Annotated in this window: 13 protein-coding genes; 8 read left to right on the forward strand and 5 right to left on the reverse strand. The window is 74.7% G+C overall.

Translation table 11 applies throughout. The features are described from left to right. Positions 1 to 2: 2 nt before the first annotated feature. Positions 3 to 2,324 carry an FdhF/YdeP family oxidoreductase gene (locus tag ACZ462_RS20480; protein ID WP_467806581.1) on the reverse strand — a complete coding sequence of 774 codons (2,322 nt, stop codon included), beginning with the start codon at positions 2,322 to 2,324 and terminating at the stop codon, positions 3 to 5. A gap of 136 nt (positions 2,325 to 2,460) precedes the next feature. Between ACZ462_RS20480 and polA the strand changes: the two genes are divergently transcribed. Beyond that, on the forward strand, positions 2,461 to 5,184 hold the full coding sequence (polA, locus tag ACZ462_RS20485) for a DNA polymerase I (RefSeq protein WP_467806582.1): 2,724 nt from the start codon (positions 2,461 to 2,463) through the stop codon (positions 5,182 to 5,184). 46 nt (positions 5,185 to 5,230) lie between these two features. On the opposite strand, the gene ACZ462_RS20490 is transcribed toward polA, so the two are convergent. Further along, positions 5,231 to 6,085 (reverse strand): DUF4184 family protein, encoded by an 855-nt coding sequence (locus tag ACZ462_RS20490; RefSeq protein ID WP_467806583.1) that lies wholly within the window; start codon positions 6,083 to 6,085, stop codon positions 5,231 to 5,233. A gap of 184 nt (positions 6,086 to 6,269) precedes the next feature. On the opposite strand from ACZ462_RS20490, the gene ACZ462_RS20495 reads away from it, so the two are divergent. The 3 genes from ACZ462_RS20495 to pgfA all read left to right on the forward strand — a co-directional run bounded on the left by ACZ462_RS20495 (position 6,270) and on the right by pgfA (position 8,776). Next, the gene (locus ACZ462_RS20495) at positions 6,270 to 7,577 is read left to right on the forward strand and encodes a lytic transglycosylase domain-containing protein (RefSeq protein ID WP_467806584.1); all 1,308 of its coding nucleotides are present in this window, start codon (positions 6,270 to 6,272) and stop codon (positions 7,575 to 7,577) included. 84 nt (positions 7,578 to 7,661) lie between these two features. Beyond that, the gene (locus ACZ462_RS20500; protein ID WP_467806585.1) at positions 7,662 to 7,805 is read left to right on the forward strand and encodes an SPW_0924 family protein; all 144 of its coding nucleotides are present in this window, start codon (positions 7,662 to 7,664) and stop codon (positions 7,803 to 7,805) included. 11 nt (positions 7,806 to 7,816) lie between these two features. Further along, positions 7,817 to 8,776 (forward strand): cell envelope lipid trafficking protein PgfA, encoded by a 960-nt coding sequence (gene pgfA, locus ACZ462_RS20505; RefSeq protein WP_467806587.1) that lies wholly within the window; start codon positions 7,817 to 7,819, stop codon positions 8,774 to 8,776. Here the strand turns inward: pgfA and ACZ462_RS20510 are convergent. Continuing rightward, positions 8,766 to 11,657 (reverse strand): ATP-dependent RNA helicase, encoded by a 2,892-nt coding sequence (locus ACZ462_RS20510; RefSeq protein ID WP_467806588.1) that lies wholly within the window; start codon positions 11,655 to 11,657, stop codon positions 8,766 to 8,768. The genes pgfA and ACZ462_RS20510 overlap by 11 nt on opposite strands. A gap of 3 nt (positions 11,658 to 11,660) precedes the next feature. Continuing rightward, complete coding sequence (locus tag ACZ462_RS20515) at positions 11,661 to 12,524, reverse strand: class I SAM-dependent methyltransferase (protein ID WP_467806589.1); 864 nt, start codon at positions 12,522 to 12,524, stop codon at positions 11,661 to 11,663. Positions 12,525 to 12,867: 343 nt separating this feature from the next. On the opposite strand from ACZ462_RS20515, the gene rpsA reads away from it, so the two are divergent. From rpsA to ACZ462_RS20535, 4 genes are all read left to right on the forward strand, one after another. Next, positions 12,868 to 14,373: a 30S ribosomal protein S1 gene (gene rpsA, locus ACZ462_RS20520; RefSeq protein ID WP_114057109.1), complete on the forward strand. Its 1,506-nt coding sequence runs from the start codon at positions 12,868 to 12,870 to the stop codon at positions 14,371 to 14,373. Between the two features lie 230 nt (positions 14,374 to 14,603). Further along, complete coding sequence (locus ACZ462_RS20525; RefSeq protein WP_467806590.1) at positions 14,604 to 15,542, forward strand: PAC2 family protein; 939 nt, start codon at positions 14,604 to 14,606, stop codon at positions 15,540 to 15,542. 61 nt (positions 15,543 to 15,603) lie between these two features. Further along, entirely contained in the window at positions 15,604 to 16,230 is a 627-nt protein-coding gene (gene coaE, locus ACZ462_RS20530; RefSeq protein ID WP_467806591.1) for a dephospho-CoA kinase, read from the forward strand. A 50-nt stretch (positions 16,231 to 16,280) separates the two neighbouring features. Continuing rightward, positions 16,281 to 16,670 (forward strand): tetratricopeptide repeat protein, encoded by a 390-nt coding sequence (locus ACZ462_RS20535; RefSeq protein WP_467806593.1) that lies wholly within the window; start codon positions 16,281 to 16,283, stop codon positions 16,668 to 16,670. 33 nt (positions 16,671 to 16,703) lie between these two features. On the opposite strand, the gene ACZ462_RS20540 is transcribed toward ACZ462_RS20535, so the two are convergent. After that, positions 16,704 to 16,970, reverse strand: coding sequence for a DUF6343 family protein (locus ACZ462_RS20540; protein WP_467806594.1), 267 nt, complete (start codon positions 16,968 to 16,970; stop codon positions 16,704 to 16,706). Positions 16,971 to 17,192: the final 222 nt, after the last annotated feature.

A 17,192-nucleotide genomic window follows, 5' to 3' on the forward strand; every position in this document is an offset into this window, starting at 1 on the left:
TGTCAACGCTCGTTAACGCCCTTCCTATCAGGCTGCTGAGCGAGCGCTTGCTCCGGGGCCGGTTCGAAGCGGACGACGACGGACTTGCTGGCGGGTGTGTTGCTGGTGTCGGCGGTGGAGTCGAGGGGGACGAGGACGTTCGTCTCGGGGTAGTAGGCGGCGGCGCAGCCGCGGGCGGTCGGGTAGTGCACGACGCGGAAGCCGGGTGCGCGCCGTTCGACGCCGTCCTTCCACTCGCTGACGATGTCGGTGTAGGAGCCGTCGGCGAGGCCGAGCGCGGCGGCGTCGTCGGGGTGGACGAGGACGACGCGGCGGCCGCCGGTGATGCCGCGGTAGCGGTCGTCGAGGCCGTAGATGGTGGTGTTGTACTGGTCGTGGCTGCGCAGGGTCTGCAGCAGCAGGCGGCCTTCGGGGACGCGCGGGTACTCGACGGGCGCGGCGGTGAAGTTGGCCTTGCCGGTGGCGGTGGGGAAGCGGCGTTCGTCGCGGGGGGCGTGGGGGAGGCGGAAGCCCTCGGGGCGGGCGGCGCGCGCGTTGTAGTCCTCGAAGCCGGGGACGACGCGGGCGATGCGGTCGCGGATGGCGCGGTAGTCGCGTTCGAACTCCTCCCACGGGGTGGCGGAGGCGTCGCCGAGGACGGCGCGGGCGGTGCGGGCGACGATGGCGGGCTCGGAGAGCAGGTGGGGTGAGGCGGGGGCGAGGTTGCCGCGGGAGGCGTGGACCATGCCCATGGAGTCCTCGACGGTGACGAACTGCCGACCGGTGGCCTGGACGTCCCGGTCGGTGCGGCCGAGGGTCGGCAGGATCAGGGCCTGCCGGCCGGTGACGGCGTGGGATCGGTTCAGCTTGGTGGAGACGTGGACGGTGAGGGCGGCGCGGCGGACGGCGGCCTCGGTGACGTGGGTGTCGGGGGTGGCGGCGACGAAGTTGCCGCCCATGGCGAAGAGGACCTTGGCCTTGCCGTCGCGGAGGGCTTCGATGGCGCGGACTACGTCGTGGCCGTGGTGCCGGGGGGAGGTGATCCCGAATTCCCTGTCGAGGGCGTCGAGGAAGGCGGGGGCGGGGCGTTCGAAGATGCCCATGGTGCGGTCGCCCTGGACGTTGGAGTGGCCGCGGACGGGGCAGACGCCGGCGCCGGGGCGGCCGATGTTGCCGCGGAGCAGCAGCAGGTTGACGACTTCGCGGATGGTGGCGACGGCGTGCTTGTGCTGGGTGAGGCCCATGGCCCAGCAGACGACGGTGCGCTTCGACGCCAGGATCATGGCGAGGGCGCGTTCGATCTCGGGGCGGGTGAGGCCGGTCGCGGTGAGGGCCTCGGCCCAGTCGGCCTTCCGCGCGGCGGCGGCGAAGTCCTCGTAGCCGTGGGTGTGTTCGCGGACGAAGCCCTCGTCGACGGCGCCGTCGGCCTCGATGACGAGTTTGTTGAGGAGGCGGAAGAGGGCCTGGTCGCCGCCGATGCGGATCTGGAGGAAGAGGTCGTTCAGGGGGGTGCCGCGGAGCATGCCGAGGGGCGTCTGCGGGTTCTTGAACCGCTCCATGCCGGCTTCGGGCAGCGGGTTCACCGAGATGATCTTCGCGCCTGAGGCCTTGGCCTTCTCCAGGGCGGAGAGCATGCGGGGGTGGTTGGTGCCGGGGTTCTGCCCGGCGACGATGATCAGGTCGGCCTGGTGGAGGTCCTCCAGGGTGACGCTGCCCTTGCCGATGCCGATCGTCTCGGTGAGTGCGGAGCCGGAGGACTCGTGGCACATGTTGGAGCAGTCGGGCAGGTTGTTCGTGCCGAACTCGCGGGCGAAGAGCTGGAAGAGGAACGCCGCCTCGTTGCTGGTGCGGCCGGAGGTGTAGAAGAGGGCCTCGTCGGGGGAGGCGAGGGCGTTCAGCTCCCCGGCGATGATCTCGAAGGCGCGTTCCCAGGTGACCGGCTCGTAGTGGTCGGCGCCCTCGGCGAGGTGCACGGGCTGGGTGAGGCGGCCCTGCTGCCCCAGCCAGTAGCCGGAGCGGGAGGCGAGGTCGGCGACGGAGTGCGCGGCGAAGAAGGCGGGGGTGACCCGGCGCAGGGTGGCCTCTTCGGCGACGGCCTTGGCGCCGTTCTCGCAGAACTCGGCCGTGTGCCGCTTGTCGCCCTCGGGCCAGGCGCAGCCGGGGCAGTCGAAGCCGTCCTTCTGGTTGACCTTGAGCAGGGTGCGGGCGGTACGGGCGAGGCCCATCTGCGCCTGGGCGATCTTCAGGGTGTGCCCGATGGCGGGCAGGCCCGCCGCGGCGTGCTTGGGGGGCGCGACCTGCGGCGCGTCCTGGACGGGATCACCTGCGGGCGGCTTGGCGGCCATGTCGGTCCCCTTCGGGCATGTCGGGCGGTGCGTGCCCGGCCGGGCCGGGCGGGTTCGCGTACACGTCCGATCCTGTCACGCCCGGGCGATGCCGCCCGCGCCGGAATTGTCGGCGGGGCCGCCTAGGATCGGGGGCGTGGCAGAGAACGCATCGAAGAAGACCGACCAGACGACCGCAGCGGACCGCCCCCGCCTGATGCTCATGGACGGGCACTCCCTGGCGTACCGGGCGTTCTTCGCGCTGCCCGCGGAGAACTTCACGACGGCCTCGGGGCAGACGACGAACGCGATCTACGGTTTCGCGTCGATGCTGGCGAACACGCTGCGCGACGAGGCGCCCACGCACTTCGCGGTCGCGTTCGACGTCTCCCGCAAGACCTGGCGGTCGACGGAGTTCCCCGAGTACAAGGCGAACCGCTCGCAGACGCCCGACGAGTTCAAGGGGCAGGTGGAGCTGATCGGCGAGCTGCTCGACGCGATGAACGTGCCGCGGTTCGCGGTGGAGGGCTTCGAGGCCGACGACGTGATCGCGACGCTGGCCACGCAGGCTGAGGCGCTCGGGTACGAGGTGCTGATCGTCACCGGGGACCGGGACTCCTTCCAGCTGGTCTCCGAGCACACCACGGTGCTGTACCCGACGAAGGGGGTCTCGGAGCTGACGCGCTTCACGCCGGAGAAGGTCGAGGAGAAGTACGGGCTGACCCCGCAGCAGTACCCGGACTTCGCGGCGCTGCGCGGCGACCCGTCGGACAACCTGCCGGGCATCCCGGGCGTCGGCGAGAAGACCGCCGCGAAGTGGATCAACCAGTTCGGGTCGTTCGCGGAGCTGGTGGAACGCGCCGACGAAGTCAAGGGCAAGGCCGGGCAGAACTTCCGGGACCACCTGGAGGCCGTGAAGCTGAACCGCGTACTGACCGAGATGGTGCGGGACGTGGAGCTGCCCAAGGGCGCCGCGGACCTGGAGCGCGCCCCCTACGACCGGTCCGCGGTGACCGGTGTGCTGGACGTCCTGGAGATCCGCAACCCGTCGCTGCGGGAGCGGCTCCTCGCCGTCGACCCGGGCGCCGGGCAGGAGGCGGCGGCTCCGGCCCCGGCGGCCGGCGTGGAGCTCGACGGGTCGGTGCTGGGCACCGGGGAGCTCGCACCGTGGCTCGCGGAGCACGCGGACGGCCCGCTGGGCGTGTCCACCGTGGACAGCTGGGCGCTCGGCCAGGGCAGCATCGCGGAGATCGGGCTGGCCGCGGCCGGCGGGGCGGCCGCCTGGTTCGAGCCGTCCGCGCTGGACGAGGCCGACGAGCAGGCGTTCGCGGCGTGGGCGGCGGACGCCTCCCGCCCCAAGGTGGTGCACAACGCGAAGGGGCTCATGCGGGTCTTCCCCGAGCACGGCTGGAGCCTCGCCGGGGTCACCATGGACACGGCGCTCGCCGCCTACCTGGTCAAGCCGGGCCGGCGGTCCTTCGCGCTGGACGCGCTGTCCGTGGAGTACCTGCACCGCGAGCTGGCACCGCCCGCCGCGGACGGGCAGCTCGCCTTCGGCGCGGACGAGACCGCCGAGGCGGAGGCGCTGATGGCGCAGGCCCGCGCCGTCCTCGACCTCGGCGAGGCCTTCGCGGGCAGGCTGGCCGAGGTCGGCGCGGCCGACCTGCTGCACGACATGGAGCTGCCGACGTCCGAGCTGCTGGCCCGGATGGAGCGGGCGGGCATCGCCGCCGACCGCGACCACCTGGAGGCCATGGAGCAGCAGTTCGCGGGAGCCGTGCAGCAGGCGGTGAAGGAGGCGCACGCGGCGGTCGGCCACGAGTTCAACCTGGGCTCCCCGAAGCAGCTCCAGGAGGTGTTCTTCGGCGAGCTGGACCTGCCGAAGACGAAGAAGACGAAGACCGGCTACACCACCGACGCGGACGCGCTGGCCTGGCTGGCGACCCAGACCGACCACGAACTCCCCGTGATCATGCTGCGGCACCGGGAGCAGGCGAAGCTGCGCGTCACCGTCGAAGGCCTCGTCAAGACGATCGCCGCCGACGGCCGGGTCCACACCAGCTTCAGCCAGACCGTCGCCGCGACCGGCCGGCTGTCCTCGACCGACCCGAACCTGCAGAACGTGCCGGTGCGGACCGACGAGGGCCGCGCCATCCGCCGCGGATTCGTCGTCGGCGAGGGCTACGAGTCCCTGATGACCGCCGACTACAGCCAGATCGAGCTGCGCGTCATGGCCCACCTCTCCGAGGACGACGGCCTGATCGAGGCGTTCCTGTCCGGGGAGGACCTGCACACCACGGTCGCCTCGCAGGTCTTCGGGGTGGAGCGCTCCCAGGTCGACCCGGAGATGCGCCGCAAGATCAAGGCGATGTCGTACGGGCTGGCGTACGGGCTGTCGGCGTTCGGGCTGTCGCAGCAGCTGGGCATCGAGCCGGCGGAGGCGCGCGGCCTGATGGAGACGTTCTTCGAGCGGTTCGGCGGGGTCCGCGACTACCTCCAGCGCGTCGTCGAGGAGGCACGGGCCACCGGCTACACCGCGACGGTCTTCGGACGCCGCCGCTACCTGCCCGACCTGAACAGCGACAACCGGCAGCGGCGCGAGGCCGCCGAGCGGATGGCGCTCAACGCGCCCATCCAGGGCACCGCCGCCGACATCGTCAAGGTCGCCATGCTGCGCGTCGACCGGGCCATCACCGCGGCCGGGCTGCGGTCGCGGATGCTGCTCCAGGTCCACGACGAGATCGTGCTGGAGATCGCGCCGGGCGAGCGGGAGCGGGTCGAGGAGCTGGTGCGCCGCGAGATGGGCGCGGCCGTGGAGCTGCGGGCCCCGCTGGACGTGTCCGTCGGCGTCGGCCCCGACTGGGAGTCCGCAGCCCACTGACAGCGGAGGGCGGCGCCCGCCCTTGCCGTCTCGGAGCCCGTTCCCGCTATCCGGCGGGGACGGGCTCCCGCGCCTCCTCCTCCGCCGGGCGCCGGGGCCGGCGCTGGTGCAGCCGCACCAGCGCCGCGTACAGCAGCAGGCCGACCGCGAGCCCGCCGCCCCCGCCGAAGCAGAGCGTCGGGATGATGTCGAGGGGCGAGCGGACCCGGTCGTGGAAGGTGAAGAAGCGGATCACGCGGAGGGTGGCCCCGACCGCCGTGCAGCCCGCGACCAGGACGGCGGCGCCGAGCACCCCGGCCCGTCCGAGGACCGGAACCGCCGCGGGCGCCGGCCGGTCCGGCGCCGCCCGCAGGGCCGACGCCGCGAACCACAGCAGCGCGCCCGCCGCCACCACCGACGACCCGTACTGGAGCCAGGTGTAGAGCGGGTAGCCGAGGGCGAGCGGCTCGCCGAGCCGGGGCAGGGCGTTCGTCCCCCACCGGTCCAGGTGCGTGAAGCTGTCCCACACCAGGTGCGTCAGCGAACCGAGCACCGCCGACAGGTAGAACCACGCCACGAGGAGCGCCGGCCGGCGGCCGCCGCGCCAGGGCTCCCCGCGGAGCAGGGCGTGCACCCGGCCCTGCCGGGCCCGCGGCAGCAGCGCCACCAGCGGTTCGCGCAGCAGCAGCCAGCAGCCGGCGAGCAGCGCCGTCAGCACCGCGTCCGCGGTGAGGAGCCCGGGCAGCGAGTGCGTGAACGCCCCGTACGCCATCACCCCTCCCACGACGGCGTCCGCGAAGTAGAAGGTGTCCGGCGCGAACGAGCCGAGGACGAGCGCGGAGGCGACGAGCGGGCCGCGGGCCCGGCCGGTGCGGCGGACGGCAGGCAGGACGGCGGCGGCATGGCTGAGCGTGAACGGCACGGCACCTCTTGCTGGTTGTTCTGACCGGTCCCCGGCGTCACACACGGTGACTTTTTCTTTACTTCGGGCCAATGCTGACGATCGGGTCCGGACAGTATGCGCGACCCGCAGGCGGCGTGGGGAAATGGTGAAGCCCGGACGCAGGCAGGTTTGCCGTGAAGGGAGTTGACGTACGGTCACGCCGATGTCGAGGACGAGGGGGGACCGGCTCATGTCGGATCGGTCGGCGGCTCGGATACCGGCTCCGGCGGCGACGCAGGCGGGCGCGCGCACCACGGGAGGCGGGCTGCGCAGAGGCGCCGCCGCAGTCGCCGCGTGCGCGCTCGTCGCGGCGGCGCTGACCGCCTCGCAGGGGCCGGTCCGCGGCATCGCCGCCGCCGGCGCGGGCTCCGCCGCGGCCGCGCCGCTCCCGCCGGCCGATACGGGGGGCGGCGGGGACGGCGCCTACCTCCGCGAGCTGCCGCCGCCGGCGGCCGGACCCGGCGCGGTGCCGGCGCCCGCGCAGGAGGCGCAGGCCGTACGGCAGCCCGCAGACGGGGGCCCCGGCGACGGCGAAGGGGGCGGCGGTCCCGTCGCCATGGGCGGGCTGTCCGGGGCGCAGGGCATCCCGGCGACCGTGCTCGCCGCGTACAAGCTCGCCGAGGAGCGGGTCGGGCGGACCGACCCCGCATGCGGGCTGCGCTGGCAGCTCCTCGCCGCGATCGGCAAGGTCGAGTCGGGCCAGGCCGGCGGCGGCCGCGTCGACGCCGCGGGCACCACGCTGCGGCCCATCCTCGGCCCCGTCCTCGACGGCAACGGCTTCGCGAACATCCCGGACACCGACGGCGGCGCGTACGACGGCGACACCGTCCACGACCGCGCGGTCGGCCCCATGCAGTTCATTCCGTCCACGTGGGCGGCGTGGGGGCAGGACGCGGACGGCGACGGCCGCCGCAACCCGAACAACATCCACGACGCCGCCCTCGCAGCCGGGCGCTACCTCTGCGCGGGCAGCCGGGACCTGCGGGTGCCGGCCGACCTGGACCGGGCCGTGCTGTCGTACAACCACTCCGGGGCGTACCTGCGGACGGTGCGGTCCTGGTACGCCCACTACCTGGGCGGCGCGTACGAGGTCCCGGACGCCGGGGGAGCGGGCACGGGCCCGGCCCCCGCGGGGCCGAAGCCCACGCCGAGGCCTTCGCCCGTGCCGACGTCTTCGCCGAGCCCGAAGCCGACGCCTACGCCGAGCCCCAAGCCGACGCCCACACCGACGCCGACGCCGACACCCACGCCCAGCCCGAAGCCGACGCCTTCGCCGAGCCCCACTCCCACGCCGACGCCGAGCCCCACTCCCACGCCGACGCCGAGCCCGACGCCCAGCGCCACCCCGAGCCCGAGGCCCACGCCCACGGCCTCCGCGAAGCCCGGCCCCGGGCCGACGGCCGCGCCGAGCCCGAGCCCGAGTCCGAGCCGCAGCGCGGGCGGGGCGCCCGCCCCCGGCCCGGCCCGTTAGGGGGCCGCCCGGCGGTTCCCATCCCGCGCGCGCGTTGCTACGGTGCCCCCGCTCTGACACTCCATCAGATTCCGGAGGCCCGGCATGCGCGCCCTCCTCGCCGCCGCCGTCGGCCTGGCCGCCGCGGTCGCCCTCGTCCTCGCCGCCACCGCCCTCGGCGCCCCCGAGGCCCGGACCTCGCCGCACCCCCTCCTCACGAGCCCGCCCGCCGCGCCGGGGCAGCCGTGAGGGGGCCCGGCATGCGGAGCCGCGCCGGGCTGGCCCTCCTCGCCCTCGCCGTGTTCTGCGCGGCCCTCGCACCGCTGCTGCGCTGGTACGCGTACCCCCGCCTCGCCCGGATCCCCCCGGGCCAGTACCAGGCGGTCGTCCTGGAGGCCCGCGACGCGACCCTCCTCGACTACACCGGCGGCATGCAGCCCAGGAAGGTCGACAAGGTCACGATCGTCCAGACCCTCAAGGGCGACGTGGAGGCGGCCCGGCGGGCGGCGGCCGAGACGGGCCGCGACGTGGTCGTGTGGGACACCCTCACCCACATCGCCGGCCCCGACGGGCGGATGGTCTCGCAGATCCCCGAGCGGTACGTCTTCGACGCCCACACGCAGGAGCCGGTGCACGCCGCCGGCGAGTCCGTCGACGGGGACCCCGTACGCCGCGAGGGCATCGAGTTCAAGTGGCCGTTCGGCGCCCAGCCCCGCGACCACCTGTACTTCGACGCGCAGACGCGCACCTCCTCGCCCGTCCACTACCTGGGCCCGCGCACCTTCCGCGGCCTCGGCGTCCACTACTACGAGCTGACCGTGCCCTGGACGAAGGTGCCCCTGCCCAGGAAGATGCCGATCGAGGGCATCGACCCGGCGACCTTCGAGCAGACCACCGGGACCTCCCTCTGGTACAGGGCCAGGGCGATGTTCTGGGTGGACCCCGTCACCGGGGCGCCCGTCAACGCCGAGCAGGTCATCGAGCAGGAGATGCGCGGCGGCATCGCCGCCGGCGCCCCCGAGGGCCGGCTCACCGTCTTCGCCGGGCACGTGAAGATGCGCGAGGACTACAGCCGGCACACCGTCGCGCTCGTCGCCGAGAACCGGCTGAAGGTCCTCGCCCTGCGCACCTACGCCCCCGCGGGCCTCGCCGCCGCAGGGCTGCTGCTGTTCGGGGCGGCGCTGTGGCGGGAGGCGCGCGGTCGGCGGGTCACCGCCTGAGGCGGGCGCTGGTGTGCCGGGTCGGCTCCGCCGTCGCCGGGTCCTCCGGCCACGGGTGCTTCGGGTAGCGGCCGCGCAGCTCCGCCCGGACCGCCCGGTAGCCGCCGCCCCAGAACGAGGCCAGGTCGGCGGTGACCGCCGCGGGCCGCCCCGCCGGGGACAGCAGGTGCACCAGGACCGGCACCCCGGGCACGCCCCCCACGCGGGGCGTCTCGGCCAGCCCGAACAGCTCCTGGAGCTTGACGGCGAGGACCGGCTGCTCACCCGAGTAGTCCACGCGGATCCGGGACCCGCTCGGCACCTCGATCCGCTCCGGCGCCAGCTCGTCGAGGCGGGCCGCCTCACCCGACGCCCACGGCAGCAGGCGCGCCAGCGCCCCGCCGGCGTCGATCCGGGCCAGGTCCGCGCGGCGGCGGGCCCGCGACAGCTCCGGCTCCAGCCAGTCCTCCGCACGGGCGACGAGGGCGGCATCCGACACGTCCGGCCACGCCCCGCCCAGCGTGCGGTGCAGGAAGGCGAGCCGCTCGCGCAGCGCCGCCGCCTCCTTCGGCCAGCGAAGCAGCGCGGCCGGGCCCTCCGCCTCCAGGCCCCGGAGCAGCGCCGCGCGCACGAGCGCCGGGTCGGGGGCGGCCAGGGGGCGTTCGGCGAGCGTGATCGCGCCGAGCCGCTCGGCGGCGCGGGCGACGACGTCCCCGTCCTCCCAGCGCACCTCCTCGGCGGACGACAGCAGATGCTCGGCGGAGGCCAGTGCCGTCTCCTCATCCAGGGGCGCCGCCAGCCGGAGGCGGGCGTCGGCGGAGCCGGCGGACCGGTCGGCGACCGCCACGGCCAGCCAGTCGCCCGCCGAGGCGAGGCGGGAGCCGTCGGGCAGGGCTGCGCGCGTGCCGGAGGCCATCAGGAACCGGCCCGGCCCCTGCCGGCGGGCCACCCGCTCGGGGAACGCGAGCGCGACGACGAGCCCGGCGAACCGGTCGTCCCCGACCCGCCCGCGCTCCACCCCGCGGCCGCTGCCCGCGCCGGGGCCGCTGCCCGCGCCGGGGCCGCCGGGCGTGCCGCCCGTACCCGTCACGCTGCCGGTGCTGCCGGTGCTGCCGGTGCTGCCGGTGCTGCCGGTGCTGCCGGTGCTGCCGGTGCTGCCGGTGCTGCCGGTGCCGCCAGTGCCGCCAGTGCCGCCAGTGCCGCCAGTGCTGCTCGTTCTGCCCGTACCTCTGATGCTGCCAGTACTGCCCGCGCCGCCAGTGCTGCCCGTGCCGCCCGTATCGCCCCTACTCGTCGTGCCGCCCGGACGGCCCGTGCCGCCTACGCCGGCCGTGCCGCTCGTGCCTCCAGTCCCGCCCGCGGCTCCGGAGGGGTCTGCCCCGGCGAGCGCGGCCAGCCGGCCCGCCTCGGCCCGCCACCGCGCCGCGTAGGCGTCGCCGCCCGCGGCGGCCTTCCGCCACGCCGCCACCAGGTCGTCCCCGTACTCCCGCGGCGGCTCCTCGCTCAGCAGCGCCACCACCTCAGCGATGCGCCGCACCATCCCCGGCCCGGCGGCGCCGGCCGCGGCCGGGCCGTCGACCAGGGCGCGGGCCAGCCGCGGGTGCAGGCCCAGGCGGGCCATGCGGGCCCCGCGCGGGGTGGCCCGGCCCGCGCCGTCCACCGCGCCGACCGACGCCAGCACCGCCCGCGCGGCGGCCAGCGCCCCGGCCGGAGGCGGGTCCAGCAGCGCCAGCCCCGACGCGTCGGGATCGCCCCAGCAGGCCGCGTGCAGCGCGAACCCCGCGAGGTCCGCCAGCCGGATCTCGGGCGCCGGGAACGCCGGCAGCAGCCCGTGCTCCGCCTCCGACCAGCACCGGTACACCGTGCCCGGCGCCTCGCGGCCGGCCCGCCCGGCCCGCTGCCGGGCCGCCGCCCGGGAGGCCCGTACGGTCGTCAGCGCGCCCAGCCCGCGGGCGTGGTCCGTCCGCGGCTCCCGCGCCAGCCCGGAGTCCACGACCACGCGGACCCCCGGCACCGTCAGGCTCGACTCCGCGACCGACGTCGCGAGGACCACACGGCGGCCGCCGCCGGCCCGCGGCGCCAGCACCGCGTCCTGCACCGCCGCCGGCGCCCGGCCGTGCACCTGGAGGACCTCCGCCCCCGCGCCGCCGAGCAGCCCGGCGACCCGGGCGATCTCCCCGGTGCCCGGCAGGAAGCACAGCACGTCCCCCTCGCGCTCCGCGAGCGCCCGCCGCACCACCGCCGCGACGTGCGCCAGCTGCGCCGGGTCCACCCGCATCCCGTGCGGCGGGCGCACCGGCCGGGCCGGCGGGGCCCACACCGTCTCCACCGGGAACGAGACCCCCTCCGCCCGCACCACCGGGGCGCCGCCGAGCAGCCGGGCCCAGCCCTCCGCGTCGGTCGTCGCGGATGCGGCGACGAGCCGCAGCCCCGGCCGCAGCGCCTCCCGCACGTCCAGCAGGAACGCGGCGGCCGTGTCCGCGTCCAGGTGCCGCTCGTGGCACTCGTCGAGGACGACGGCGTCCACGCCGGCCAGCTCCTGGTCCCGCTGGAGGCGCTGGAGCAGCACACCCGTGGTGACGACCTCGACGCGCGTGCCGGGGCCGGCCACCCGCTCCCCGCGCACCGTGAACCCGACGGAGCCGCCCGCCTCCTCGCCCAGCAGCCACGCCATCCGGCGGGCCGCCGCCCGCGCGGCGATCCGCCGCGGCTCGGCGACGACCACCCGGCGCGGCGGGCCGTCGCCGACCAGCCCGGCCAGGACCAGCGGGACCAGGGTGGTCTTGCCGGTGCCCGGCGGCGCGCACAGCACGGCCGTGCCGTGGCCGTCCAGCGCGGACAGCAGCGCGGGCACGGCCTCGCGTACGGGCAGGGCGTCGAGGGCCGCGGTGCGTACGGGCACGGCTCAGGCCCCGCCCCGGGCGTCGTCGCGCTCGCACACGAAGACCGCGGTGCCGGGGATCAGGTGGCCGCGCAGCGGCGACCAGCCGCCCCACTCCTGCGTGTTCCAGGCCGGCCACTCGGGCTCCACCAGGTCGACGAGCCGGAACCCGCCGGCCACCACGTCCCGGAGCCGGTCGCCGAGGGTGCGGTGGTGCTCGACGTAGACCGCCCGCCCGTTCTCGTCCTGCTCGACGTACGGGGTCCGGTCGAAGTACGAGGCGGACACGGACAGGCCCTCGGGGCCCGGCTCGTCGGGGAACGCCCAGCGGATCGGGTGGGTGACGGAGAAGACCCAGCGGCCGCCGGGCCGCAGGACGCGGTGGACCTCGCGCATCACGCCCACCGGGTCCGCGACGAACGGCACCGCGCCGTACGCGGAGCAGGCCAGGTCGAAGGAGCCGTCGCGGAAGGGCAGCCGGCCCGCGTCCGCCTCCACCAGGGGGACGGCGCCGCCGTCGATGCGCAGGGCGTGCTGGAGCTGGCGGTGGGAGAGGTCCAGGGCGACCGGGCGGGCGCCCTGCGCGGCCAGCCAGCGCGAGCACTGGGCGGCGCCGGCCCCGATCTCCAGGACGTCCTTGCCCGCGAGGGAGGCGGCCGGGCCGAGCAGGGCGGCGTCGGCCTCGTCCAGGCCCTCGGGGCCCCACACGAAGCGGTCGTCCCCGAGGAACGCGCCGTGCTCGCTCTGGTACTCGTCCGCGTTGCGGTCCCACCAGCCGCGGCTGGCCCGGCTGCTCTCGGCGTCGCCGGCGTGGCGGCGGGTGGCCTCGGCATCCTCCGCGGCGGCGGTATCGTACGCGCGTTCGGAGGCGTGGTCCTCTTGGTTCATGGGGCCCGTCGTCGTAGTCTGCGGAAGGGAAGCGGGGGAGGCCATCCGCGCCTGCCCGGCAAGGAATTGTGCCTGTTGTGCGGTGATCCGCCCGAGGTGTGCCCGTTCGCGCATTGACCCTGTCCGGCCGCCCCCGTATGCTACAAGTTGCGCTGCGAGCCTGTGCTCCTCAGACCTAGCAGGCTGCGCTTGCATCTGTTGATGTCCCCTCGGTTCTCGAGGCCCTGCCCCTTCACCGGTGGCGGGCTTCCTTGGCTGTCCGGCTTCTTCGGCAGATGCCGATAAGGGCTCCCGGCGTAGCAGTACCTACGACTTCAATGTCCGTACCGGAGCCCTTTCCCACATGACGAGCAGCACCGAGACCACCGCCACCACCCCGCAGGTTGCGGTCAACGACATCGGTAACGAGGAAGCCTTCCTCGCCGCGATCGACGAGACGATCAAGTACTTCAACGACGGCGACATCGTCGACGGCGTCATCGTGAAGGTCGACCGGGACGAGGTCCTGCTCGACATCGGTTACAAGACCGAAGGCGTCATCCCGAGCCGCGAGCTCTCGATCAAGCACGACGTCGACCCGAACGAGGTCGTCAAGGTCGGCGACGAGATCGAGGCCCTGGTCCTCCAGAAGGAGGACAAGGAAGGCCGCCTGATCCTCTCGAAGAAGCGCGCCCAGTACGAGCGTGCCTGGGGCACCATCGAGAAGATCAAGGAAGAGGACGGCATCGTCACCGGTACCGTCATCGAGGTCGTCAAGGGTGGTCTCATCCTCGACATCGGCCTCCGCGGCTTCCTCCCGGCCTCCCTGGTCGAGATGCGCCGCGTCCGCGACCTCCAGCCCTACGTGGGCAAGGAGCTCGAGGCCAAGATCATCGAGCTGGACAAGAACCGCAACAACGTGGTCCTGTCCCGCCGCGCCTGGCTCGAGCAGACCCAGTCCGAGGTCCGCCAGACGTTCCTCACCACCCTGCAGAAGGGTCAGGTCCGCTCCGGCGTCGTCTCCTCGATCGTCAACTTCGGTGCCTTCGTGGACCTGGGCGGCGTCGACGGTCTCGTCCACGTCTCCGAGCTGTCCTGGAAGCACATCGACCACCCGTCCGAGGTCGTCGAGGTCGGCCAGGAGGTCACCGTCGAGGTCCTCGACGTCGACATGGACCGCGAGCGTGTCTCCCTGTCGCTGAAGGCGACGCAGGAGGACCCGTGGCAGCAGTTCGCCCGGACCCACCAGATCGGCCAGGTCGTCCCCGGCAAGGTCACCAAGCTGGTTCCGTTCGGTGCGTTCGTCCGCGTCGACGAGGGCATCGAGGGCCTGGTCCACATCTCCGAGCTGGCCGAGCGCCACGTGGAGATCCCGGAGCAGGTCGTCCAGGTCAACGACGAGATCTTCGTCAAGGTCATCGACATCGACCTCGAGCGTCGCCGGATCTCGCTGTCCCTCAAGCAGGCCAACGAGTCCTTCGGTGCCGACCCGGCGTCGGTCGAGTTCGACCCGACCCTGTACGGCATGGCCGCGTCCTACGACGACCAGGGCAACTACATCTACCCCGAGGGCTTCGACCCCGAGACCAACGACTGGCTCGAGGGCTACGAGACCCAGCGGGAGACGTGGGAGCGCCAGTACGCCGAGGCGCAGAGCCGCTTCGAGCAGCACCAGGCGCAGGTCATCAAGAGCCGCGAGGCCGACGAGGCCGCCGCTGCCGAGGGTGCTGCCGCCCCGGCCGCCGGCAACGCCGGTGCGGGCATCTCGGGTGGTTCCTACTCCTCCGAGTCGGACGAGACCTCGGGCGCCCTGGCCTCCGACGAGGCCCTGGCCGCGCTCCGCGAGAAGCTGGCCGGCGGCCAGAGCTGATCGCAGCAGCGCACCGCGCCGCCGGCGCGAGCCGGCGGTGAGCTGAGCTGAACGCAAGGCCCGCCCCCTTCCGAGGGGGCGGGCCTTGCCGCTGCCCCGGCCCGGACGGCCCCCGCCCGGCAGCGGCCAGGCCCGACCGGGCTCCCGCCCCGCGAATGCGGCCGAACGGGGAATGGTGCGGCCCCCTCGGACGTTCCTCCCAGAGAACGAGGCGAGGAGGAGCGGTGACAGTGCTTGATCCACAGGGTTTGTACGAATGGGACGCCAAGGGGCTGGCGGTGGCCGACCTGGCGCTCGCCCAGGACTCGGCCGGACTGGTCATGCTCTACCACTTCGAGGGGTACATCGACGCCGGCGAGACCGGCGAGCAGATCGTCGAGCGGCTCCTGGACACACTGCCCCACCAGGTCGTGGCCCGCTTCGACGCCGACCGGCTGGTCGACTACCGGGCCCGGCGCCCCCTGCTGACCTTCCGGCGCGACCACTGGACCTCCTTCGAGGAGCCCCGCCTGGAGGTCCGCCTCGTCCAGGACGCCACCGGCGCGCCCTTCCTGCTGCTCTCCGGCCCCGAGCCGGACGTGGAGTGGGAGCGCTTCGCCGCCGCCGTCCGGCAGATCGTCGAACGGCTCGGCGTCCGGCTCTCCGTCAACTTCCACGGCATCCCCATGGGCGTCCCGCACACCCGGCCCGTCGGCATCACCCCCCACGGCAACCGCACCGACCTGATGCCCGGCCACACCAGCCCCTTCGACGAGGCCCAAGTCCCCGGCAGCGCCGAATCGCTCGTCGAGTTCCGCCTCGCCCAGGCCGGGCACGACGTGCTGGGCGTCGCCGCGCACGTACCGCACTACATCGCCCGCTCGCCCTACCCGGACGCCGCCCTCACCGTCCTGGAGGCGATCACCGCGGCGACCGGCCTGGTCCTGCCCGGCGTCGCGCACGCCCTGCGCACCGAGGCCCACCGCACCCAGACGGAGATCGACCGGCAGATCCGCGAGGGCGACGACGAACTGATCTCCCTCGTCCGCGGCCTGGAGCACCAGTACGACGCGGCGGCCGGCGCCGAAACCCGCGGCAACATGATCGCCGAACCGGCGGAGATCCCCACGGCCGACGAGATCGGCCGCGAGTTCGAGCGATTCCTGGCCGAACGCGAAGGCGAGGCCTAGGGTCGGGTCCGGCAGGGGCCGGGGCTGCTGCGCCGCGCCGGCAGCGGCTACGCTGCTGCGCATGCTGAGGGTGGGCCTGACAGGCGGAATCGGTGCCGGCAAGAGCGAGGTCTCGCGGCTGCTCGCGGGGTACGGGGCGGTCGTCGTCGACGCCGACCGCATCGCACGCGAGGTCGTGGAACCGGGAACCCCCGGCCTCGCAGCCGTCGTCGAGGCCTTCGGCGAGTCGGTCCTCGCCCCCGACGGCACCCTCGACCGGCCCGGCCTCGGCGCGGTCGTCTTCGCCGACCCGGAGAAGCTCAAGGTACTCAACGCCATCGTGCACCCGCTGGTCAGGGCCCGGTCCGCCGAACTCGAAGCGGCCGCCGGGCCCGGCGCGATCGTCGTGCACGACGTGCCGCTCCTCACCGAGAACGGCCTCGCCCCGCTGTACGACCTGGTCGTCGTCGTGGACGCGGCACCGCACACCCAGCTCGCCCGCCTGACGGCCCAGCGAGGGATGGCCGAGGGCGAGGCCCGGGCCCGGATGGCCGCGCAGGCCACCCGTGAGCAGCGGCTCGCCGTCGCGACCCTCGTCATCGACAACGACGGCCCGCTCGAAGCGCTCGAACCGCAGGTCCGCGCCGTGTGGGAGGAGCTGGCGGCTCGGGCCGCCGCGGCCGCGGGCGCCGCGCCCGGCACGGAATAGCCGCCCGCGAGCCCCGCGTTTAGGGCCGGGGGAGAGGGAAGGAGCAGACCGTGTCCGATACCACGCCGCCCGCCGCGCCGGCCGACCCGTCCCCGGAGACGCACGTCATCGACTACCGGGCCGCCGAACGGCTGCTGGCAGCCCGCGACCCGCGCGGCGCGGTGAAGCTGCTCGACTCGGTCCTCGCCGCCCACCCCGAGAGCACCGCGGCCCGGCTGCTGCGCGCCCGGGCCTTCTTCGCGTCCGCCCAGCTGCGGCGCGCGGAGCGGGAGTTCGAGCTGGTGCTGGAGCGCGAGCCGGACAACGCGTTCGCGCACTTCGCGCTCGCCCGCACGCACGAGCGCTCCGGGCGCCACGAGCAGGCCCGCAAGCACTTCCGGCTCGCCGCCGCCCTCGACCCGCAGCCCGACTACCTGGCCGCCGCCCGGTTCGAGCAGTAGGCGGGACGGAGGCGGGCGGGAGCCCGGCGCGGGCTACGGGTGCGGGCCCGTCGGGGGCTCGTACGGGGGGACGTCGCGGCCCGGCTGCCAGTGCGGGCCCTGGCGGATGTGGCGGACCACCACCGCCAGGTCGACGGCCGCCAGCACGGCGACCACCGCGCAGAACGCCGCCCAGCCGGGCCGGTCCGCCAGTGCGAACAGCGCCGCGCCCGCCCCCGCCCACAGCAGCCCCCACAGGCTCAGCCAGAACCGCAGGCGCAGCGGGCTGCGGGCGGTCACGGGCTCGTTACCGGAACGCATGGGCCACCGCCTCATCGCCTCGTTCCGTCGCCGGCCCGCCCGGGCGGTCGCTCCGGGCCCGGCCGGCCCTCGATCTCCCATCGTCCCACCGCCGCCCCGGCCGCGTTCCCTGCGCCGGTGAAAGGCCAGCTCAGGAAGTGTTGTCACTGCCCGCGCCTACACTCGGCAGAGCAGATCCGGCCCGGTTGTCGAGCCGGGTGGGAGACCCGGGCGGAGGCCCGG

It is taken from the genome of Streptomyces sp. NPDC031121 (assembly GCF_055570615.1).